This window comes from Elioraea sp. Yellowstone (assembly GCF_006704265.1).
In the GTDB taxonomy this organism is placed as follows: Bacteria; Pseudomonadota; Alphaproteobacteria; order Acetobacterales; family Acetobacteraceae; genus Elioraea.
Genome location: NZ_VIKA01000024.1, coordinates 1 through 22,128, shown reverse-complemented (window position 1 = coordinate 22,128; position 22,128 = coordinate 1). Strand labels below are relative to the sequence as shown.

The window sequence follows — 22,128 nt, the reverse complement described above, 5'->3', positions numbered from 1 at the left end:
GCAACCGCGCAGCAAGGCCGCGCCGTGACGCCGAACCGCAAGGGTCCGCCCATGTCCACCGCCGCCGCCCAGGCGACCGCAGAGCCCTCCGCCGAGACCGCGCGTCGCCTCGCCCTGTTCCGCGACGGTCGGCCGCTCATCGGCGTGATCGGCCTCGGCTATGTCGGCGTGCCGCTCGCGCTCGCCGCCGTGAAGGCGGATCTGCCGGTGCTGGGATTCGACATCGCCACCGCGCGGGTGGCGCAGCTGAACCGGGGCGAGAGCTTCATCAGGCACATTCCCGCCGCGGCGATCGCGGAGGCGCGCGCGAGCGGGCGGTTCGAGGCGACCGACGACTTCGCCCGCCTGGGCGAGCCCGACGCCATCCTGATCGCCGTGCCCACGCCGCTGACCCGCCAGCGCGAGCCCGATCTGAGCTTCGTCGAGAACACGGCCCGGGCGATCGCCGGTCGCCTCCGCCCCGGTCAGCTCATCGTGCTGGAATCCACCACCTACCCGGGCACCACCGAGGAGGTGATCAAGCCGGTGCTCGAGGCCACGGGGCTCCGCAGCGGGAAGGACTTCTATCTCGCCTACTCGCCCGAGCGCGAGGACCCGGGCAATCCCACGCACGGCACGCGGTCGATCCCGAAGGTGGTGGGCGGCGACGGCCCGGCGGCGCTGGCGATGGCGCGCGCCCTCTACGGCCGCATCGTGGTCGATACCGTGCCGGTCTCCTCCACCGCGACGGCGGAGGCGGTGAAGCTGACCGAGAACATCTTCCGCGCGGTGAACATCGCGCTGGTGAACGAGCTGAAGCTGGTCTACGGCGCGATGGGGATCGATGTCTGGGAGGTGATCGAGGCGGCGAAGACCAAGCCCTTCGGCTTCATGCCGTTCTATCCCGGCCCGGGCCTGGGCGGACACTGCATCCCGATCGATCCGTTCTATCTCACCTGGAAGGCGCGCGAGTACGACATCGCCACGCGCTTCATCGAGCTCGCCGGCGAGATCAACACCGAGATGCCCTATCACGTCGTCAACCGCCTCGCCGAGGCGGTGGACCGTTCCGCGGGGCGCGGGCTCAACGGCGCGCGCATCCTGATCCTCGGCGTGGCGTACAAGAAGAACGTCGACGACATGCGCGAGAGCCCGGCCCTGAAGCTGATGGCGCTGCTCGAGCGGCGCGGCGCGGTGGTGGACTACCACGACCCCTTCATTCCCGTGCTGCCGCCGACGCGCGAGCATGGCGAGCTGGCCGGGCGCAGCAGCGTCGCGCTCGACGCGGCGACCCTCGGCCGGTACGACGCGGTGCTGATCGCGACCGATCACGATGCGGTCGACTACCGCCTGGTCGCCCTGCACGCGAAGGTGGTGGTCGATACGCGCAACGCCTGCCAGCGCCACGGTGTCACCGGTGCGACGATCGTGAAGGCATGACGGCGATGGCCGCGTCGGTGGCGGTGGTCGGCTGCGGCGCCTGGGGGCGCAACCTCGTGCGCAACTTCGCCGAGCTCGGCGCGCTCGCGGCCGTGTGCGATGCGAATGCCGCCGCAGCGCAGCGCGAGGCCGAGCGGTACGGCGTGCCGGCGCGCGGGTTCGACGCGATCCTCGCCGATCGGACGGTTGACGGGGTGGCGATCGCGGCGCCGGCGGCGCAGCACTTCCCGCTCGCGAGGCACGCGCTCGAGGCGGGCAAGCACGTCTTCGTCGAGAAGCCCCTCGCGCTGGCGCTGGAGGAGGCGCGTTCGCTCTGCGCGCTCGCCGAGCGGCTGGATCGGCGCCTGATGGTCGGGCATCTGCTGCAGTATCACCCGGCCTTCCTGGAGCTGAAGCGCCTGGTGCGCGAGGGCCGGCTCGGCCGGCTGCAGTATCTCTACTCGAACCGGCTGAATCTCGGGCGCATCCGGCGCGAGGAGGACATCCTCTGGTCGTTCGCGCCGCACGACATCTCGATGATCCTCTCGCTCGTCGGCGCCGAGCCGGACACGGTCGAGGCGGTCGGCGGCTGCTACCTGCACCGCACGATCGCGGACGTGACGACCACGCATCTCGCCTTTCCCGGCGGCGAGCGCGCGCATGTCTTCGTCTCCTGGCTGCATCCCTACAAGGAGCAGAAGCTGGTCGTCGTCGGCTCGGAGGCGATGGCGGTGTTCGACGACGGCGAGCCCTGGGCGCGCAAGCTTCTGCTCTATCCGCACAGGGTCGCCTGGCGCGAGAACCTGCCGGTACCGGTGAAGGGGGAGGCCGAACCGGTGCCGCTGGTCGAGCAGGAGCCGCTGCGCGCCGAGTGCCGGCACTTCCTCGACTGCATCACGACCGGCGCGAGTCCGCGCACCGACGGGCGGGAGGGACTGCGCGTGCTCGCCGTGCTGGACCGGGCGACGCGCGCCCTGCGCCGGGAGGCCGCGGCCGCGCCCGCGGCACCGCGCGTCGTCGGCACGCATCCGGATGTGATGATCCACGAGAGCGCCTATGTCGATGCCGAGGTGACGATCGGCCGCGGCACGCGGATCTGGCACTTCAGCCACATCCTGTCCGGCGTGCGCATCGGCGAGGAGACGCAGATCGGCCAGAACGTGGTGATCGGCCCCAAGGTCACGGTCGGCAGCCGGGTGAAGATCCAGAACAACGTCTCGGTCTACGAGGGCGTGACGCTCGAGGACGGGGTGTTCTGCGGCCCCTCCTGTGTGTTCACGAACGTCCTCAATCCGCGCGCCGAGATTCCGCGCAAGGCCGAGTTCCGTCCGACGCTGGTGCGGCGCGGGGCGACGATCGGCGCGAATGCGACCATCGTCTGCGGCCATACGATCGGGGCCTACGCGTTCATCGCCGCCGGCGCGGTGGTGACGACGGACGTGCCGGACCACGCGCTGATGGCCGGCGTTCCGGCGCGGCGGATCGGCTGGATGAGCCGGGCGGGGCATCGGTTGGGCGAGGACCTGGTCTGCCCCGGCACGGGGGAGCGCTACCGGCTGGTGGACGGGGAACGGCTGGAGCCGATCGGGGGGTAGGGCGGGCCGGCAGTCTGTCAGTTGTCGCTACGATCGGCTCGCCACACGGTCATAGACCTGTGCGTACTGCTCGAGCGTTCGTTCGATTGCAAACGTCTTGCGGACCCGTTCTTGCCCTGCTGCCCCGAAGCGGCTTCGGAGGCCTTGGTCGGCGATCAGCCGACCAAGCGCGTCTGTAAGCCGAACAACGTCCCGCGCCGGTACGAGCAGCCCCGTCTCATGAGGGATGACGAGCTCCGGCACGCCACCCACCGCCGTGGCGACAACCGGCAGACCCGCCGCCATGTACTCGAGGATCGCATTGGGCAAACCTTCTTCGTGTGAGGCCAGAACGCCGATGTCGGCAGCATGAAGAATGTCCGCTATGTCATCACGACTCCCGAGGAAGCTGACCTGCTTGGCGATGCCGAAATCGCGCGCCATCCTTATCAATTCCACTGCAATACCGGAGGTATCGTTGCCGACTACAAGCAGATGCCAATCAAGCGTTGGATCAAGGCGGGCGCAGGCAGCAAGCAGATCGGCATGCCCCTTGTAGGGAATGAGATTTGCAACCGCGCACAGAACAACCGTGCCGTCGCCAACGCCGAGGCTCCGGCGCATGTCCGCCGAGCTTCGCGTCGGCAAGAAGGCCGCCGTGTCGATCCCGTTGTAGATCAGCACGGTCCGGTCTGCCGGTGCCCCTTCCTCGCGAATGAGCTGATCGACCACGGCCTGGGAGTTGCCGACGATTGCCGACATACGCTGGTGCAACCACCGCTCGAGCCAACGTATGACAGTCGGCTGGTGGTCCAGATAGATGTTGAGGCTGCGTCTGCTCATCATGCGACCGCGTATGCCGGCCAGGATGGCAAGAGGCGCCGCAAGCCAGTAGCTTTGAGGCAAGATGCAGTGAACGATGTCCGGCCGCTGGGCAAGAAGGTAGAGCAGGAGTTGGAGCGACCTCGCCAGGATCCGGAATGCCAGCATGATACGAGCGGCGCGTCCACTCCTCGTCTCGATCCACGGAGTGATCACGCGAACACCCTGCGACTGCAACTCGTCCGCGAGCGTGCCGGGGCGGGCAAGTGTGAAGACCGTGAACACACGCTCGGCCGATGCAAGCCTCGGCACGGTTCGGAGAATGTGCCGTTCGGTTCCGCCTACATCGAGGCTACCGATGACGATCAGAATATTTCGCCTTGCACCAGCCAGGGGCGACCTTAAGGAGTTGTCGTCGCAGAAGGGCTCTGGGACGGTTGTAGATTCAGGCGATGACACGAAAAGCCTTATACCAGCAAGGGGCGACCGCAAACCACGCCGAAGGTTGACACGCAGATGGCCTTGTCCGATCCGCTGACGCGATACATCACGTGCGTTCTGGCGTGCGGCCAGTACTCCAATGCCTTCAATCTGAGGCAGTATGTTTCATTCATGTTCGAGGGGGTCGATCTGGAAGGAAAGCGCGTCCTCGATGTCGGTGGTGGAACCGGGCTGCTGACGCTGTATGCGGCGGTTCGTGGTGCGGAAGCGATCTGTCTTGAACCGGAGGCGGACGGAGCTACCTCCGGCGCGGCTTTGCACTTTGCACGCATGGAATCGTGCATCGATACGGGCGGACGAGCACGGCTGTTGCCCGCTGCCTTCCAGGGCTTTCTGGACGAACAGCCGTTCGATGTCATCGTCATGGCGAACTCGATCAATCACCTCGACGAGGAGGCCTGCGTTCGCCTCGCTCATGACGACGCTGCGCAGGCGACCTATCACGCCATCTTTCGCAAGGCGTGGCATCTCCTCCGCGATGGTGGGGTTCTGATCATTACCGACTGCGATCGATCGAATGTCTTCAACGATCTTGGACTGAGAAGTCCGTTCTGCCCGACGATCGAGTGGCACAAGCACCAGCACCCGCGCCTGTGGGATCGTCTGTTGCAGCGCGCTGGGTTCCTGCCGGCGCGGTATGAGTGGACGTCCCCCAATCGGCTCGGCCGACTTGGACGGTTCCTGCTGGGCAATCGCGTAGCGGCGTATTTTCTCCTGAGCCATTTCCGGTTGGTCGCGCGCAAGCCAGGACCTGGGACGCCTTGACCCTATGGCCGACACCAATGTCGGCGCCTTTCCGCTTCAGGTGGGCGAGCCCCACCGGTTCATGCTCCTGAGCAGCGTGAGGTCGGCGCGGCTGACGGCGATAGGCGCCATCACACCGATCGCTGCCGCAGTGACGGCCAGCTGCACAGGGGTCACACCGTCACCGCCTGCTCTTGCCAGCAGGGCGCAAGCGAGCAGGGCGACCCCGGACATTGCGATGACACGATTGAGCGGCAGATCAAGGCGCCACACCCGTTGGCTGAGCGCCAGGCAGATCGCTGGCGTCATGATGCTGCCGGCCAGTGTTCCCGCGGCCGCGCCAAGCAGTCCAAGATGCGGAACCAGGGCAAGCGATCCGGCGACACTCAGGATGGCCCCGGCGAGCACGCTCAGCGTATACAGATAGGTCTTCTCGGCCTTTAGGGCGCCCAGCGACATAAAATTTGTGAACGAATAAAACACGTGAGCAAGCATGAGATATGGCGCAACGTGCATGGCGCCTCGGTACGCCTGAGGAGCCAAGAACTTCACTAGGAGGGGGGTGATCATCGCGCCAAGCACCGCGCCGGCGAGGAAGACCATCGAGACGTACCGCCAGAGGATGCCCAGCAGCCGGCCTGACGCCTCACGATCCGACTCGTGCAGAAGCCGCATCTTCAGCGGGGGCAAAGCCAGCGAGACCGACTGGATCGCAAGCTGCACAAGGCTTGCGACTCTTGCTGCGACCGCATAGACGGCCAGCTCGCGGGCACCAAGAAGGCTCATGACGATGGCACGATCCGCCATGGTGAGGGCGACCTCGGACAGGGCGCTTGGCACGAGAGGCAGGCCGAAGGCGAGAAGTCGTCCCAGATCGGCACTGCTCCACAGCATAAGCTTGCGGCGTGGCCGGATCACGCCGCATCCCACGATCGCCGCAGCGCCGAATCCGATCGTGAAGCCCAGCAGATAGGCCTGGATCGTCGGTCCTTGCCAAAGAACGAAGGCGACGGTGAGGAGGGCCGCGCACAGGCTGCCTCCGACCGACAGGAGGACAACCGCCCAGGCCCGGTTGTCCATGCGCAGAACGGCTGTGACAAAGACCAGAATCTGCTGCGTGACGGCGACGCCGAAGAACAGACCGACTTCCAGGCCACTTAACAATCTGGCTGTCAGGAGGTGGAATACGAACGGCAGACACAGGGCGAGCAGGCCGAGCACAATCACCGACCAGAGGACATACCAAGTGGCGCACGCGCCCAACAGCACGTGCGTCGCTCCTCTATAGGATGGCGCACGAACGAAGAACATGTAGGCACCCGGGAGACCGCTCGAGATGATGGTTCCCACAATAGCGGCCGACACCAGCACAACTTCGAGGGTGCCGAACTCCTCCGGTGTATAGGTCCGCGTGAGGAATGGGACCAGCAGGAACGGAATCAGCGCGCTCGCCGCACGACCGACCGCATAGATCGCCATCTCGGCGACGAGCCTGCGGAGTTCAGTCACGCGCGGGAACATCGAGCTCGAACACGAGGAAGCCATGATTCTGGTAGGCGATCGGCCTGATGTCGAGATCAGCTTCCACGTCCAGGCGGCGGATCGCCTCGAAGCTGCTGCGCTCCAGCACCATCGTATCAGCGCGGTAGCGTTCGACAAAATGGCTGGCTCGCCCGCGCAGATGAGGATAGCCGATCAGGTCCTCGTGCCAGTGCGAGAAGCGGCCATCGGCATCCGCGACGAGGACATGCAGGAACTCGTGCTCGCCGCGTGACAGCAGCGCCAACGACGAGGCGAGGAAGATCGGACTAGTCACGATGCGACGGCCAGGGCGTCGATCCAGGAACGCGACCAGTGCCTTGAGATCGTCGGTCGGCTCGAAGCCGATGGCGCTGCGCAGTTGCGGCAGCACGGAAATGGTCCACTGACCGGCGATGACCGAGCAGTTCAGAATGACGAGCAGGAGCACGGCGCCGACGTCTGCACCTTCGGCGACATATGCGCTGGCGACGACGACAACCGCGAACGGCGCGGCGTACTCGACATAGCGCTCCGCCTCACCGAAGATCCTGAGCGGCCCTCGGATCGTCAAGAGGCAGAGCAGCGATGCACCGATCACGATGCCCACTGCGAACGTGATGAAGGGATTAGCATCAACGCCATCCGGCCAGGGCCATGCCCGGACAGCCGCCAGGACCAGAGTGCCAGTTCCCAGTACGACGGCGGCCGGCGTTGTCGAGGAAACCAGGTAGACGATCAGCCTGGGTCCCGCGGTACGAGGTTCGCCTCCAAGGATCTTGCGGATCTGGGCGAGGCTGTTGCGCATGTCGATGTGAAGATTCCGGGCCGAGGCGTACCAGCGATAGTGCTGCATCTTGCACCGAAGCTGAGGGCCGATGTTGAGGCCAGGAATGAGCGCGCCGATCCCGATCGACAGAGCGACGATGACCCCTGGTACGACCGATGACATCCACGCCGACAGGAACAGGCTGATCCCGACAAGAACCTGAAGCGCGAACTGCGAGGCGAGCACGATCGCGATGCCAGTGACGATGCAGACAACATGGAAGAGGGGCGAACTCGCGTGCTGCGCCTGGAACAGCGCCATGGCGTAGAGCGTAAAGAGCAGGGGACCGATCGTCCGCGCCCCGATCCCGGCAAGGCGCGCGTTGACGGGGTGAAGGATCGGCAGTGTCGCGAACAAGAGGGCGAAGGCGAGCGTGGGCGAGACGTCGCCCGGGGTGTCATGACCTGCGAGCAGGAGCCGCAGCACGACGTAGACGATCAGCACATGAATCACGTCCGCGAGGAGGTTGACTGCGGCACCGGCGGCAAGGCGGAGATGGCGTGGTAGGAACGCGAGAAAGAAGTGCGGCAGGGGCGGATAGGCCAGCATGCCCTGCCGCAGACTGTTCTGGAACCGCAGCGGGGCGATGCGCCGGTTGGCTGCGAATGTCTCGATGATCCAGAGCTGCGTCGCCTTGTCGGACGACGGCATCAGGAGGAATGGTATGCGTGTCGCGAGGGTGACAGCAACCAAGAGCGCCGGATCAACGACCATGGGGAGCATGCGTCGCAGTCCATCGTTTGCCCTGACGAGGGACTGTGTGTCGTATCAGGTTGCGCGCATCAATGGGTCTCGGCGTCAATGCTGCAAGACGTCGTACCATCTCACTCTCGCTGCTGCGCGGTCCACGCGGCCGCCGAGGTCCGGTGACTGAACGCCAGTCGAACCTCCCCCACCAGCCTGATCTTGCGCGCGAGCATCGGCGCCTCTCCGTGGTGCTTGTGGCGTGGTCTCACGCCGGCCAGGTCGGGTGATTCATCAGGAAGATCGACAGGCCGCGCGCGAGCAGGTCGTCCGCGTCCGCCTCGGTCGCCAGGGGGACGGAAGGTTCCTCGTGGACCATAACCCATTCGCCGGTCCGTTTCATGGCGAAGAAGCGCAGGCCGACCCCGGCGCCGCACTCGACCAGCTCGACACGCGTCGGGCGATCGGGGTCCCATGGCGTCTCGGTGGCCTCCGAGAGCTTGCGGGCGAGTAACAGACGCGCCTCTATCATCGGCGCTCTCGGCCAATGGCCTTCGTTGGCAAACCGGCAGTCCGCTGCATCCTGCGGCGTGTGAATACTAGCCGCACCTCCGCCCCTTCACCTTCAACGCGCCCGATCGGCACCGCTGGGACGCCTCCGACGATTGTGGCTTCCGGCACGTCGTCGATGACCAAACTGTTGGCCGAGATCACGCATTTGCGTCCGATCGTGACGCCTTGCGCAATGACCGATTGGCTACCGACATAAACGCGGTCACCGACCGCGACGGAGGCTCGACGCGGCGGGACAACGCCACCCGACACCGCCCAGTGTACGGTGTCATGGGTGTAGATCTGGACGCCCGCCGAGAGTGAGACATGATCGCCAATGGTGAGGCCGCCAGACCCGTCGAGCATAACCCACGGGCCGATCCAGACATGACGTCCCACCGTAACGTCACCGAACACGCATGCGGAATCGTAGATTGAACTGCCTTCGCCGAAACCGAGACGTCGGGCTCGTTCCCAGCGGTCGAATATCGCATCAGCGAACGGCAGGCTGCGTTGAAACTGCTCGCGGAGCTGTGCCTCTCGCGCAAGCGCAGCCGCCTTAAGCAGTTCGACGAACGCGTCAAGCGTCACGCGACTTTCCTCGGGCTCGCATTGGCCAGAAACGCCCTCATGAACGCCTCGAGATAGAGGAGCGACCACACCAGAAGCCGCCGGTTGCGCCGCCCCTCCAGATGCTCGTCCACCAGCGCCAGCACGGCCGCACGGTCGAGCACGTCGTAGATCGCCGCCTTGCGGTCATGCAGCACGCGCCGGACATAGGCGATGCTCTCGCCGCGGAACCAGCTCGCATCCGGCGCCGAGAAGCCCTGCTTCACCGCCTGGCTCACCTGCTCCGGCACGTAGCGCTGCAGCACCTCGCGCAGGAGCTTCTTGCCGTCCCGCGTCCTCTCGAAGAAGGCCGCGCGCTTGCTGCCCGGCGTGTTCTCGTCGATCCGCACCACCTCGGCCAGGCTGCCGAGCTTGCAGCGCACCGGCAGGCGCATGCCGAACTCGACCAGGTCGTTGTCCAGGAACGGCACGCGCGCCTCCAGCCCGTGCGCCATCGCGAGCTTGTCCTCCACCACCAGAAGGCCGTGCAGGAAGGTCTTCGCCTCGAAGTAGAGCGAGTGGTTCACGTAGTCCTCGGGCCGCGTCATGGCCTCGGCGTGGCGGCGGAACACGCCGGCGAAGATCTCGCGTGGCGCCACGTGGCGCACCTCCGGCCAGATCGGCGCGAGCACGCGCGGAAGCTCCTCCTCGGCCAGCAGGCGCTGCCAGAACGCGTAGTACTTCTCGACGTAGTGGCCGAAATCGTCGTTCACCACGGCACGATAGTAGCGCCACGGATAGCCGCCGAAGACCTCGTCGCCGCCGGTGCCGGCCAGCACCACCTTGCCGAAGCGCGAGGCGAGCTTCGCGGCGTAGTAGTTCGGGTAGCTCTGGCCGACCCGCGGCTCCTCGAGGTGCCAGGCGAGTGCCGGCATCGCCCGCTCCATGTCGCCGGCCTTCAGCACCATCTGGTAGTGCTCGGTGCCGAACAGATAGGACATGTATTCGGCCTTGGCGCGCTCGTCGAAGCCGAGTTCCAGGCCCGAGGCGGAGTTCAGGTCGAAGCCCACGGTGAAGCTGCGCATCCCGGGGATCTGCGGCGCGGCGACGGCGGTGATCGCGCCCGAGTCGATCCCGCCCGAGAGATAGGCGCCCACGGGCACGTCGGCGACGAGCTGCCGGCTCACCGCCTGGCGGAACAGCCGGTCGCACGCCTCGGCGAGCGCGGCGTCGTCGCCCGCCTCGGCCTCGCGGAAGTCGAAGTCCCACCAGGTCGTGCGCTCGACCGGCCGTCCGGGCGTCAGGATGAGCGCGGTCGCCGGCGGCAGCAGGCGGATGCCGCGGAACAGCGTGCGGTCGGTGAAGAAGTTCTGGAAGGTCAGGTACTCGACCAGCGCCTCCGCGTCGAGCGCGGCGGAGGCGCCGGGAGCGGCGAGGATCGCCTTCACCTCCGAGCCGAACAGCACGCGCCCGGCCTCGGCCGTCCAGTAGAGCGGCTTGATCCCGAAACGGTCGCGCGCGAGGGTGAGCCGCCGCTCGGCGCGGTCGTAGAGGGCGAGGGCGAACATGCCGTTGAAGCGGGGCAGGGCGGCGAGGCCCCATTCGGCGAAGGCCGCCAGCACCACCTCGGTGTCGGTGCGGGTGCGGAAGCGGTGCCCCAGCGCCTGCAACTCGGTGCGCAGTTCGCGGAAGTTGTAGATCTCGCCATTGTAGCTGACGACGAAGCGCCCGTCGGCCGTGGCCATCGGCTGCCGCCCGGCCTCGGAAAGATCGATGATCGCAAGCCGCCGGTGGCCGAGGCCGACCGCGCCCTCCACCCACACGCCCTCGCCGTCGGGGCCGCGATGGGCGATCGCATCCGTCATGCGCTGCACCGCCGCGGCCGAGGCCGGGGCGCCATCAAGCTGGAGGATGCCGGCGATGCCGCACATCGCGCTCAGCCCACCTTCTTCGCGCGGATCGTGATGCCGGCCTCCTCGATGCGCTCGTGCTCGATCGCGAGCCCGAGCCCGGCGCACCAGCCGCGCACCTCCTCCGGCGTGTGGCGATGCGCGTTCCTTGGCGCGAACCAGTCGAAGTTGATGTGGTTCAGCTCCTCGAGCGACATCTCCGGACGATGGAACGCCTTGCAGACATGCCAGTAGAAGAAGCGCTGCAGGCTGATCCGCCCCGCCGGGATCTCGAGGAGGTCGATCGTCTCGGGCACCTCGATCTCGACATCGAGTTCGCCGAGCGCGCGGCCGAGCCGGGTCAGGGGCATGAGCGCCGCCCAGGCCTCCTCGGGCGTCATCGCCTGCAGCTTCGCGCGCACGTGGTCGTCGGTGAACTCGCGGATCGGCCCCTTCCTGCGATAGACGTAGAACAGGATCCGCCCGCCGGGCTTGAGGTGGCGCGTCAGCGCGGCGAGTGCCGCCCGCGTGTCGTCGGTGTGGTGCAGCACGCCCTCGGAGAAGATCAGGTCGACGCTCTCCGGCGGCAGGGGAAGCCGCATCAGGTCGGCCTGGAGGAAGGCCGCGCTCAGCCCGCGCTCGGCGAAGCGCCGTGCCGCGACCTCCACCGCGGTCGAGACATCGACGCCGAGATAGCGGACGCGGTGCAGCACCGGCGCGAACAGCGCGAGCGCCGAGAGCGCGGCGCCGCAGCCGGCATCCAGCAGGAGCGGCGCAGGGCCGTGCTCGTCGAGCCAGGCCGCGGCGGCGAGGTCGCCGTACTTCTCGGCCAGCCAGCGCGCGGCATGGGCCGCGACCCCGCCCTCGTAGGTGTCGCGCCGCGCCCACTTGAAGCCGAAGGTCTCGCGCGTCTGCGCCTGCGCGGCGGAGTGGAGTTCGGCCGCGCGCGGGATGCCGCCGATCAGGGTGAGCGGCTGGCCATGCGCCACCATGCTGCCGCCCTCCGCGGGCAAGGGGCCGCCGAGCAGATCGCCGAGCCAGCCGGGCGGAGCCGTCATGCCATGCCGGCGATCGCGCGCAGCTCCGCGACGACGTAGGCGTAGTCCTCCGCCGTCATGCGGTTGTGCAGCGGGATCGCCATCGTGTTCCGCGCGCAGTCGTGCGCGCCGGGCAGGTCGTCGGGGGCGAAGCCGAAGCGGCCGGCATAATAGCCCAGCATGTGGATCGCGTGCGTGCCGGGGCGGGTGGCGATGCCGCGCGCGTGCAGGCGCGCCATGATCTCGTTGCGCGACATCGGCGCCGAGGCCGGATCGACGCGCATCACGTAGGCCTGCCAGGCATGCCGGCCGTGGTTCGGCCGCTCGGGATGGCGCAGCCAGGGGATGTCGGCGAGCGCGTCGCGGTAGTAGCGCGCCCAGGCGTCGCGCTCGTCCACGAAGGCGTCGAGCTTGGCGAGCTGCGCCAGCCCGATCGCGGCCTGAAGGTCGGTCATGCGGTAGTTGAAGCCGAGCTCGTCGAAGTCCGGCAGCAGCCAGGGCTGCGGGCCGGCGTGGCGCTGCTCCTCCGGGATCGAGGCGCCGTGGTTGCGCAGCACCTCGGCGCGCGCGGCGAGTGCCGGGTCGGTGGTGGTGAGCATCCCGCCCTCGCCGGTGGTGATGGACTTGCGCGGATGGAAGGAGAAGCAGGCGAGGTCGCCGAGCCCGCCGGCCGGCCGGCCCTTGTAGGAGGCGCCGGCGGCGCAGGCCGCGTCCTCGACGATGCGCACATGCGCCGGCAGCGCGGCGCGCAGCGCGTCGATGTCGGCGCAGAGCCCGAACAGGTGCACCGGGATCACCGCCCTCGTGCGCGCCGTCACCTTCGCCGCGGCGGCGGTCGGGTCGATGTTGCAGGTCGCCGGATCGACGTCGCACAGCACGGGGGTCGCGCCGCAGTAGAGCACCGCGTTGGCGGTGGCGATCCAGGTGAAGGAGGGGACGATCACCTCGTCGCCCGGGCCGATGCCGAGGGCGGCGAGGGCGAGATGCAGCGCGGTGGTGCAGCTCGTGGTGGCGAGCGCGTGCGGCACCTGGTGGCGCGCGGCGAAGGCACGCTCGAAGGCGGCGACCTCGGGGCCCTGGGTGAGCCAGCCGGAGGCGATCGGCCGGCGCACCGCCTGCAACTCCTCCTCGCCCATCGCGGGGAGCGCGATCGGCACCTTGCGCGGCGGCGCATCGTTCATCGGTGCGGCTCCGTCACGTCCCGATGCGCGCGCGGCGCGCCTCGACCTCGGCCTTGTGCGCGCGCCGCCACGCGATCAGCCGGGCGAGCCCCTCCTCGAGGCCGATGCGCGCCTCGAAGCCGAGCTCGCGCCTGGCCCGCTCCGGCGAGCCGATGCGGTTGCGCACCAGCGTCGCCTGGCTGCGCGGCGCGTAGCGGATCTCCTGGTTCGATCCGGTCAGCCGCAGCAGGAGTTCGGCGATCTCCCTGAGCGAGGTGCGCCGGCCGGTGCCGACATTGTAGAACCCGTCCGCCACCTCGGCGCGCATGGCGCAGAGATTGGCCACCGCGCAGTCCTCCACCGCGACGAAGTCGAAGGCCTCGGAGCCGTCGCCGAAGATGGTCGGTCCCTCGCCGCGGTCGATCGCATCGAGCATCTTCATGATCACGGCGATGTAGGCGCCCTGGTAGTCCTGGCGCGGCCCGTAGACGTTCATGTAGCGCAGGCCCACCTGGGGCAGGCCGTAGCGGTGGTGGTAGGCGCGCGCCATCGCCTCGCCGCAGATCTTGGTCGCGCCGTAGAAGTTGCGGTTGTTGAAGGGATGGTCCTCGGTCATCGGCTCCTCGACCGCATCGCCGTAGACCGAGGCCGAGGACGACCAGACCAGCCGCTTCACGCCCCTGCGCACGCAGGCGTCGAGGACGTTGAACATGCCCTTCACGTTCACCTCGAAGGCGGCGCGCGGGAACTCGTGGCACTGCAGCAGCCAGAGGGCGGCGAAATGGAACACGCCGTCCGCGCCCTCGAGCGCGGCCTCGAGGATATCGGTCTGCGTGATGTCGCCGCCCGCCTCGAAGATCCGCACGCGCGGATCCTTGAGCGCGGCGGCGAGGTTCTCGTGCCGGCCGCGCACGAAGTTGTCGTAGACGACGATCGCGCCGACGTCCTCGCGCGTCAGCAGATCGACCGTGTGCGAGCCGATCAGGCCGGCGCCGCCGATGACCACGAAGCGCTTGCCTCGGATGTCCAAGCTCGTCTCCTCGGGAACGGAGGGGCGGCCGCGCCCTCGGGGGCTGCGGCGCGGCTACATACCAGCCTCTCCGCGCGCCGCAAATGTCCGCGCCGCATGCGGCTCCGTCGCGGCGGCGTCCTGCCAGAGGGCGGTGTAGCGTTCGGCCGCGGCGGCGATGGAGTAGGCCTCGATCACGCGGGCGCGGGCGGCCTCCCCCAGCGCCCGGCGCTCCGCCGCGGGCATGGCGGCGAGCCGCGCGAAGGCCGCGGCGAGCGCGGTCGGATCGCCCGGTGGCACCAGCACGCCCGTGCCGCCGAGGATGGCGGCGGCATCGCCCACCGCGGTCGCAACACAGGGCACGCCGCAGGCCATCGCCTCCGCCACGACGTTGGGGAATCCTTCAGTGAAGCTCGCCAGGCAGGCGATGTCGAAGCCGGCGGTCAGCGCGGCGACGTCCGCGCGCACGCCGAGGGCGGCGACCCGGCCGGCGAGCCGCGGCGGGATCGCGAGCGCCTCGGTGCCCTGGCCGATCAGCACGGCGCGCAGGGCGGGCGGCCCCCGGCCGATCGCCTCGAGGAACCCGGCATGGTCCTTGGCCGGATCGACGCGCGCGACCATGCCGACGATCACGGCATCGGCCGGCCAGCCGAGCGCGCGCCGCAGCGCAGCCCCCGCCTCGCGATCCGGGCGGAAGCGGGACGTGTCGTAGCCGTTGGGGATCACCAATGCGCGGCGCGGCCGGTAGCCGAGTCGCCGGTGCCAGGCGAGCCCGGCCTCGCTGTTGCTGACCACCGCCGCCGGCAGGTGCGAGAGCCGCGCGAGCGCACGCACCACCCAGCGCGTGGTGGGGGCATAGCGGCGAAGGTCGAGATCGGCGCAGCGGATCGACCAGACCAGGGGCACCGGGCGCCGGGCGAGGCTCCGCGCCACGGTCGCCGCGAGATCGGCATGGTAGAGCCAGGACTGGATCAGGTCCGGCCGGACCTCGCGGATCAGTCTGGCGAGCCCGACGAGCCCGGACGGCAGCGTGGCCGCCGAGCGGATGCCGAGCCGCACCACGCGCGCCCCGGCATCGGCGAGCCGCGGCGCGAGGCCGAGCGCATCGGTCAGCGGCGCAACCACATGCGCGATCGCGGGCGTGGCTTCGATCAGCCGCGCCAGCATGGTCTCGGCGCCGCCGATGCCGAGGCCGGTGATCACGTGCAGGACGCGCAACGCTACCCCGAAGCGAGCCAGCGCCGGCGCCAGGCCTCGTGCATCAGCACCGCCCAGAGCCGGTACTGCTCGTTCACCACCCCCGCGACATGGCGCGCCCAGAGCGGCCGGATCCGGGCGGGATCGATGCCGCCCTCGGCGAGCCGGGCGGGATCGAGCAGGTCCTCGGCCCAGTCGCGCAGGGGGCCGCGCAGCCAGGCGCCGATCGGCGGGGCGAAGCCGCGCTTGGGCCGCTCGATCAGGTCGCGCGGTACGCGGCGGTAGAGCACCCGGCGCAAGAGCCGCTTGCCCCCGTTCTGGGCGCCGTTCAGCGCGGGCGGCAGCGACCAGGCGAACTCCACCACGCGGTGGTCGAGCAGCGGCACGCGCACCTCGAGCGAGACCGCCATCGAGGCCCGGTCCACCTTCGTCAGGATGTCGTCGGGCAGATAGGCGAGCGTGTCGAACAGCCGCATGTGGTCGAGCGGCGCGAGCCCGGGCGGCAGGGCAGGGGGGGCCGCCTCCTCGGCCGGCGGGTCGAGCACCGGCACGGCGGGCCAGAGCCCGATCATCTCGCGGTAGAGGCCTGGGAAGCTGCCGTCGGCCAGGATCACGCCGAGCCGGTTCAGCCGGTGCCCGGCGGTCGTGACCTGCAGGCGACGTGGCAAGAGACGGGCGATCGCATCGCCGGTGCGCGCCGGCAGGGCGCGCAGGAGGGCTCCGGCGGCGCGGCGGAGCGGGACGGGGATGCGGCCGAGCCGGGACCGGATCGCTTCAGCCTGCACGTAACGCGTGTAGCCGGCGAAGAGCTCGTCGCCGCCATCGCCGGAGAGCGCCACCGTCACCTGGCTGCGCGTCAGCCGGCAGACCACCGCGGTCGGCACCGAGGAGACGTCGGCGAAGGGCTCGTCGTACATCTCCGCGAGCGTGGGCACGACCTTCAGCGCCTCCGCGTCGCCCACCGTCATCACCGTGTGGTCGGTGCCGAGATGGCGGGCGACCGCCTCGGCATGCGGCGCCTCGTCGTGCGCGGCGCTGTCGAAGCCGATCGTGAAGGTGCGCGGCACGCTGCCGTTGCGCATCAGCGCGACGACGGTGGAGGAATCGACGCCCCCCGACAGGAAGGCGCCGAGGGGCACGTCGGAGACGAGCTGGCGCCTGACCGCATCCGCGAGCAGGTGATCGAGCCGTTCCGCCGCCTCGTCCTCGGAGAGGTCGAGCGGGCGGGCGATGCCGGCGAGGGCCACGTCGCGCGGGTCCCAGTAGCGGACGATGCGCGGCGCCTCGCCGGCACGCACCGACAGGACCGAGCCCGGCTCGAGCTTGGCGATCCCGCGATAGATCGCGTGCCGCCCGGGCACGTAGCCCCACCGCAGATAGGCCGCGCGCACGGCCGGATCGAGCTCCGGCGTCCATCCAGGAACGGCGCGCAACGCCTTGAGCTCGCTGCCGAACAGGAACAGGCCCGGAAACCGCCCGTAATAGACCGGCTTGATCCCGACCCGGTCGCGCACCAGCCAGAGCCGCCGCTCCACGGCGTCCCAGAGCGCGAAGGCGGCCATGGCGTTCAGCCGCCGCGCCGTCTCCTCCACCCCCCAGCGCGCGCAGGCTTCGAGGATCGTCTCGGTGTCCGACCGCCCGCGCCAGTTGTGCGGCGGCAGGGCGGCGCGCATCTCGGCGTCGTTGTAGCTCTCGCCGTTGTAGATGATCGTGTAGCGGCCGCAGGCGGAGACCATCGGCTGGTGGCCGGCCGGCGAGAGATCGACGATCGCGAGCCGGGTGTGGGCGAGGGCGAGCCCGGCGGCGGGGTCGGTCCAGACCCCTTGCGAATCCGGACCGCGATGCACGAGCGCCGCGCCCATGGCGCGGGCGCGCGCAGCCAGCGCGTCGGGCGCGAGCCCAGGGGAGAGCAGGCCGGCAATGCCGCACATGCAACGGCTTCTAGGCGATCCGACCGGCGTTGTCGCGGGGGAGGGGGCGGACCGGGGCGCGGCGCGGCTCAGTGCGCCGCGGCGAGCAGGCTCTGCACCTCGGCGCGGATCGCGGCCACCGGCAGGATCAACGCCTCGCTCACGCCGCCCTCGGCGGCGGCCGCGCGCGGTGCGAAGGCCGACAGCCGGGTTCCGGCGACACGGCGGATCGCCACGATCATGCCGACCAGACGGCCGCGCGCATCCATCACGGGACCGCCGGAGAAGCCCGGCGCAACCCCGGCCAGCCTGACGACGAGGCCGGGGCCGATCCCGGCGATGGCGAGCGAGGCGCCGGTGGCCGCACCGAATGCCCGGCGCGGCGCCGCGAGCACGCGCGGATCGGCGACCGGGACGGAGCCGGCCGCGGTCAGGGGAAGATCCGAGGGCAGGGCGGCCGACTCGGCAGCGGGCTCTGCCGGGGCGAAGCCCGGAGGCACGCGCAGGACCGCAAGGTCGAGGTCGCGACTCACCGCGATCAGCCGCGCCTCGATGGTCGCCATGCCGCCGCCGCGCCGCAGCGTGACCGGCGCGCCGAGCGGCAGGCCCCTGACCAGATGGCCGGCGGTGACCAGCAGGTCGCGGTCCAGGGGGAAGGCGGAGCCGATGCTGCGGGGGGCGAGGACGACCACGTGCAGGGCGATCGGGTCGGCCGGCGCGATCAAGGAGACGGCGCGTGGTGTCGCGGAACCGGCCTGATGGCCGGTCGCGGGTGACACCACGCCCTCTCCGCCGAGCGCGACGACGAGAGAGAGCGCACACGCAATCCCGTTCCCCAACCGTCGCATGCGCAGGCCACTCCGAAGAGCGCCCTTCTGGCGCAGCGTGTGCGCACACTGCGTAGGCGAGGTGGGGTAAGTGCGGCGTTAATTCAACCGTTACAGAAACAATTATGATGTCAGGCATCTAAAAAATAAGCGTTGCCAACTAGTTTTGGTTTTCATTAAGGGTTCTTTAACGCCCTCCCCCTGACGGACACACCATGGCACTCCCTGAACCCCGTGTCACCGCAATCGAGACGGCCGCCACCGCACCCCGTCGTCTGTTGCTCGCCGGCGCCGCGGCCGCGGCGCTGCTCGCCCAGCCCGCCCAGGCCCAGGCCCCGCAGGGAGGCAGCGTCGCCCAGGGCGCCGCCACCATCTCCGCCACCGCCGCCGAGACGCGGATCCGCCAGACCACGCCGCGGGCAGTGATCGACTGGCAGAGCTTCGATGTCGGGCGCGATCATCGCGTCGCCTTCGACCAGCCCGGGGCCCACGCGGCGACGCTCAACCGCGTGCATTCGGGGCGGGAAAGCACCATCGCGGGGCAGATCACCGCCCCCGGCACCGTCATCATCCAGAACACGCACGGGGTGGTCTTCACCGGAACGGCGCGGGTCGATGTCGGCGGTCTGGTCGCGACCAGCCGTGCCGCCGATGCGAACCGCTTCATGGCCGAAGGCCGGCTGGAGCTGCGCGGCGCGGAGGCCGCCGGCGCCCGTGTCGAGAACCAGGGCAGCATCACCGTGCGCGAGGCGGGCCTCGCCGCCCTGGTCGGCGGCCGGGTCGCCAACAGCGGCACCATCGTCGCCCGCCGCGGCACGGTCGCGCTCGCCTCCGGCGAGACGACGACGATCGATCTCGCCGGCGACGGCGTGGTGCGGATCGCGGTCGAGGGGGATGCCGGCCGTCCCGACGCGGCCGTCGCCAACACGGGGCTGATCGATGCGGGCGGCGGACGCGTGCTGCTCACTGCCGGCACCGCGTCAGGCCTGCTCGCCAACGTCATCAACACCTCCGGCGTGATCCGCGCCGCCTCGGCCGAGGGGGCGGGCGGCACGATCGAGCTCGTCGGCCGCGGCCAGGGCACGGTGCGGGTCGCGGGCACGCTCGACGCGTCCGGCGCGACCCGTGGCGGATCGGTGACCGTGACCGGCCAGGATGTCCGCGTGGCCTCCGGCGCGCAGGTCGTCGCGAATGGCCGCAGCGCCGGCGGGACGGTGCGGGTCGGCGGCGATCGCCAGGGACAGGGCGCGCTGCGCCGGGCCGAGACGACGACGCTCGAGGCCGGCGCGCGGATCGAGGCGCGCGCGACCGAAGGGGCGGGCGGCAGCGTGATCCTCTGGGCGGATCAGGCCACCTGGGTCGCGGGTGCCATCGCGGCCGACGGCCTGCTCGCCGGCGGCTTCATCGAGACCTCGGCCAAGGGTGATCTGGGGGTCGCACCCTCGGCCAGCGTCACGCCGGGCGCGGGCGGCACGTGGCTGCTCGATCCGCGCAACGTGCGGATCCAGACCACCGGTGCCGGGGTCGGTGCGGGAGTGAACGATCCGCCCGCCGGTCCGGGCGACTGGGTGGTGGATCGCGACGTGATCCAGTCGGTGCTCGATCTCGGCAGCGACGTGACGATCACGACCAACGTCGCCGGACCGCAACTCGGCAACATCACCGTGAATGCCGGCATCAGCTGGAGCGGGGCGGGCAGCCTCACCTTGATCGCCGACAACAACCTGGTGATCAACCAGGCGATCACGACCTCCGGTGCGGGCAGCTTCACCGGCATCGCCGCCACCGACACCACCATCGCCGCCCCGCTGACGAGTTCGGGCAGCGGCGACCTCCGGATCGACACGGGCCGGAACCTGATCGTCAACCACAACGTGATCGCCTCGGGCACGGGCGATATCGGCCTGCAGGCACGCACGGGCAACCTGATCGCCTCCAACGCCGGCAACGACCGCAACATCGCGATCACCACCACCTCCGGTTCGCTCAGGCTCGAGGCGACCGCGGGCACCGTGCGCCTGCAGCGTCTCGTCTCGGCCGACACGCGCAACGTGCGCGTGCAGACCGACAGCGGGCCGCTCGACATCGTTGCCGGCACGGCGATCGAGGTGCGCGGCAATGCCGGCGCCTCATGGGCGCGGGTGCGCAGCGAGACCGGCGCCATCACCCTGCGCGCGCCGTCCATCGACGTCATCGGCGGGACGGGGAGCAACGCCTTCGTCGAGGTGGTGGCGGGGGCGGGCGGATCGCTCACCATGGAGGCGAGCCGCCGCATCCGCGTCCTCGACGGCGCGAGCCCGGGTCGGGTGTTCGCGCTGAACGGCGCCGACCTGACGATGCGCGCGCCGCAGCAGTTCTGGAACGGGGTGGTGCGGGCCGGCGATGCCGCCGTCGGCAACGGCGGATCGGTCCGGGTGGCGGGTGCGATCAGCGCCGGCGTCGCGCCGCTCTTCAACCTGGGTCCCGGCAGCGACTTCATGCTGGAGGCCTCGGCGCCGGGTCCGGGCACCGGCACGACCGCGAGCAGCTACACCTCCCCGGTCGGTCTGCGCGTGGACACGCGCGGCACGGGCACGATCACCCTGCGTGCGCCGGTGACCGCGGCGCAGGTTGCGCTGGTGTCGGAGGAGCGCGTCACGCTCGCGCCCGGGGCGACCGTGACCGCCACCGGCACGGGCGATGCGCTGACGATCGCGGCCGGGCGCGGCTTCGACAACCAGGCCGGCGCCGGGGCGCTCGCCGCGCCGAACGGCCGCTGGCTGGTGTTCCTCGACACCTTCGCCGGCATGCTCGGCACGGAGCCGGGCACGCCGCAGTTCGATCTCTATGGCCGACCGTTCGACTACGGCGATCCGGCGCGCGCCGACGTCCCCGGCCAGGTGGTCACGCTCGACGTGCTGGGCGGCAACCGCATCGTCTACGGCGAACAGCCGGTGCTGGTGGTCACCGGCCAGACGCTCGCGAAGGTCTACGGCACGGCGGTCGCGCCGGGAGCCAGCATCGATGCATCCGCGCTGCGCCCGAAGGACGGCCCGCTGGCGACAGTGCTGACGGGCGGCACGACCTCCACCAGCACGGGCGCACCCGACAGCGCGGCTGTCGGCACCTATGTGACCTCGCCGGTCGCCGCACTCACGGCGCGCGGCGCGGCCCAGCGCTATGCCCTCGTGCTCGTGGACGGCACGCTGACGGTGACGCCGGCGCCCTTGACCGTGACGGCGAACGACGCGACGCGCACTTACGGCGCGGCGAACCCAGCCTTCAGCGCGACCTATGCCGGCTTCGTGCTGGGCGAGGGGCCGGGCGTGCTCGGCGGCACGCTGACCTTCGCTACACCGGCGACCCCGGCGAGCCCGGTCGGCAGCTATGCGATCACGCCCTCGGGCCTGACCAGCGGCAACTACGCGATCACCTTCGTGCCGGGCACGCTGACGGTGACGCCGGCGCCCTTGACCGTGACGGCGAACGACGCGACGCGCGCTTACGGCGCGGCGAATCCGGCCTTCAGCGCGACTTATGCCGGCTTCGTGTTGGGCGAGGGGCCGGGCGTGCTGGGCGGCACGCTGACCTTCGCCACACCGGCGACCCCGGCGAGCCCGGTCGGCAGCTACGCGATCACGCCCTCGGGCCTGACCAGCGGCAACTACGCGATCACCTTCGTGCCGGGCACGCTGACGGTGACGCCGGCGCCCTTGACCGTGACGGCGAACGACGCGACGCGCACTTACGGCGCGGCGAATCCGGCCTTCAGCGCGACCTATGCCGGCTTCGTGCTGGGCGAGGGGCCGGGCGTGCTGGGCGGCACGCTGACCTTCGCCACACCGGCGGCGCCGGCGAGCCCGGTCGGCAGCTACGCGATCACGCCCTCGGGCCTGACCAGCGGCAACTACGCGATCACCTTCGTGCCGGGCACGCTGACGGTGACGCC

At 70.0% G+C, this 22,128-nt stretch carries 16 protein-coding genes; 4 read left to right on the top strand and 12 right to left on the bottom strand.

All coding sequences use genetic code 11. The features are described 5' to 3' along the window. Nucleotides 1-51 precede the first annotated feature (51 nt). Together FK498_RS05805 and FK498_RS20140 are read left to right on the top strand one after the other, a co-directional pair. Nucleotides 52-1,419: a nucleotide sugar dehydrogenase gene (locus tag FK498_RS05805; protein WP_141852468.1), complete on the top strand. Its 1,368-nt coding sequence runs from the start codon at nucleotides 52-54 to the stop codon at nucleotides 1,417-1,419. Further along, complete coding sequence (locus FK498_RS20140; protein WP_141852466.1) at nucleotides 1,416-2,993, top strand: Gfo/Idh/MocA family oxidoreductase; 1,578 nt, start codon at nucleotides 1,416-1,418, stop codon at nucleotides 2,991-2,993. The genes FK498_RS05805 and FK498_RS20140 overlap by 4 nt, the downstream gene beginning before the upstream one ends. Before the next feature lie 27 nt (nucleotides 2,994-3,020). Here FK498_RS20140 and FK498_RS05795 read toward each other — a convergent pair whose 3' ends face one another. After that, nucleotides 3,021-4,253: a glycosyltransferase gene (locus FK498_RS05795; RefSeq protein WP_255581477.1), complete on the bottom strand. Its 1,233-nt coding sequence runs from the start codon at nucleotides 4,251-4,253 to the stop codon at nucleotides 3,021-3,023. Between the two features lie 57 nt (nucleotides 4,254-4,310). On the opposite strand from FK498_RS05795, the gene FK498_RS05790 reads away from it, so the two are divergent. Beyond that, entirely contained in the window at nucleotides 4,311-5,060 is a 750-nt protein-coding gene (locus FK498_RS05790) for a bifunctional 2-polyprenyl-6-hydroxyphenol methylase/3-demethylubiquinol 3-O-methyltransferase UbiG (RefSeq protein ID WP_141852462.1), read from the top strand. Between the two features lie 36 nt (nucleotides 5,061-5,096). On the opposite strand, the gene FK498_RS05785 is transcribed toward FK498_RS05790, so the two are convergent. The 11 genes from FK498_RS05785 to FK498_RS05735 all read right to left on the bottom strand — a co-directional run bounded on the left by FK498_RS05785 (nucleotide 5,097) and on the right by FK498_RS05735 (nucleotide 18,155). Next, nucleotides 5,097-6,548, bottom strand: a complete 1,452-nt coding sequence (locus FK498_RS05785) for a lipopolysaccharide biosynthesis protein (RefSeq protein ID WP_161988328.1) — start codon at nucleotides 6,546-6,548, stop codon at nucleotides 5,097-5,099. Continuing rightward, nucleotides 6,541-8,109: a hypothetical protein gene (locus tag FK498_RS05780; RefSeq protein ID WP_141852457.1), complete on the bottom strand. Its 1,569-nt coding sequence runs from the start codon at nucleotides 8,107-8,109 to the stop codon at nucleotides 6,541-6,543. The genes FK498_RS05785 and FK498_RS05780 overlap by 8 nt, the downstream gene beginning before the upstream one ends. 229 nt (nucleotides 8,110-8,338) lie before the next feature. Next, nucleotides 8,339-8,602, bottom strand: a complete 264-nt coding sequence (locus FK498_RS05775; protein WP_141852455.1) for a hypothetical protein — start codon at nucleotides 8,600-8,602, stop codon at nucleotides 8,339-8,341. Continuing rightward, a complete protein-coding gene (locus FK498_RS05770) occupies nucleotides 8,599-9,213 on the bottom strand; it encodes a DapH/DapD/GlmU-related protein (protein WP_202614757.1) in 615 nt (204 codons plus the stop codon). The genes FK498_RS05775 and FK498_RS05770 overlap by 4 nt, the downstream gene beginning before the upstream one ends. Beyond that, complete coding sequence (gene asnB / locus FK498_RS05765) at nucleotides 9,210-11,102, bottom strand: asparagine synthase (glutamine-hydrolyzing) (RefSeq protein ID WP_141852453.1); 1,893 nt, start codon at nucleotides 11,100-11,102, stop codon at nucleotides 9,210-9,212. The genes FK498_RS05770 and asnB (FK498_RS05765) overlap by 4 nt, the downstream gene beginning before the upstream one ends. Before the next feature lie 5 nt (nucleotides 11,103-11,107). Further along, nucleotides 11,108-12,118 carry a class I SAM-dependent methyltransferase gene (locus tag FK498_RS05760; protein ID WP_202614756.1) on the bottom strand — a complete coding sequence of 337 codons (1,011 nt, stop codon included), beginning with the start codon at nucleotides 12,116-12,118 and terminating at the stop codon, nucleotides 11,108-11,110. Next, nucleotides 12,115-13,278 (bottom strand): DegT/DnrJ/EryC1/StrS aminotransferase family protein, encoded by a 1,164-nt coding sequence (locus FK498_RS05755; RefSeq protein ID WP_141852451.1) that lies wholly within the window; start codon nucleotides 13,276-13,278, stop codon nucleotides 12,115-12,117. The genes FK498_RS05760 and FK498_RS05755 overlap by 4 nt, the downstream gene beginning before the upstream one ends. Nucleotides 13,279-13,291: 13 nt before the next feature. Next, on the bottom strand, nucleotides 13,292-14,287 hold the full coding sequence (locus FK498_RS05750) for an NAD-dependent epimerase/dehydratase family protein (RefSeq protein WP_141852450.1): 996 nt from the start codon (nucleotides 14,285-14,287) through the stop codon (nucleotides 13,292-13,294). 54 nt (nucleotides 14,288-14,341) lie between these two features. After that, the gene (locus FK498_RS05745; protein ID WP_161988327.1) at nucleotides 14,342-15,484 is read right to left on the bottom strand and encodes a glycosyltransferase; all 1,143 of its coding nucleotides are present in this window, start codon (nucleotides 15,482-15,484) and stop codon (nucleotides 14,342-14,344) included. A gap of 2 nt (nucleotides 15,485-15,486) precedes the next feature. Beyond that, nucleotides 15,487-17,394 (bottom strand): asparagine synthase (glutamine-hydrolyzing), encoded by a 1,908-nt coding sequence (gene asnB, locus FK498_RS05740; protein WP_141852446.1) that lies wholly within the window; start codon nucleotides 17,392-17,394, stop codon nucleotides 15,487-15,489. Between the two features lie 68 nt (nucleotides 17,395-17,462). Further along, nucleotides 17,463-18,155 carry a serine protease gene (locus FK498_RS05735; protein ID WP_161988326.1) on the bottom strand — a complete coding sequence of 231 codons (693 nt, stop codon included), beginning with the start codon at nucleotides 18,153-18,155 and terminating at the stop codon, nucleotides 17,463-17,465. A 260-nt stretch (nucleotides 18,156-18,415) separates the two neighbouring features. Between FK498_RS05735 and FK498_RS05730 the strand changes: the two genes are divergently transcribed. After that, the coding region (locus tag FK498_RS05730; RefSeq protein WP_141852442.1) for an MBG domain-containing protein at nucleotides 18,416-22,128 on the top strand (3,713 nt) is incomplete at its 3' end.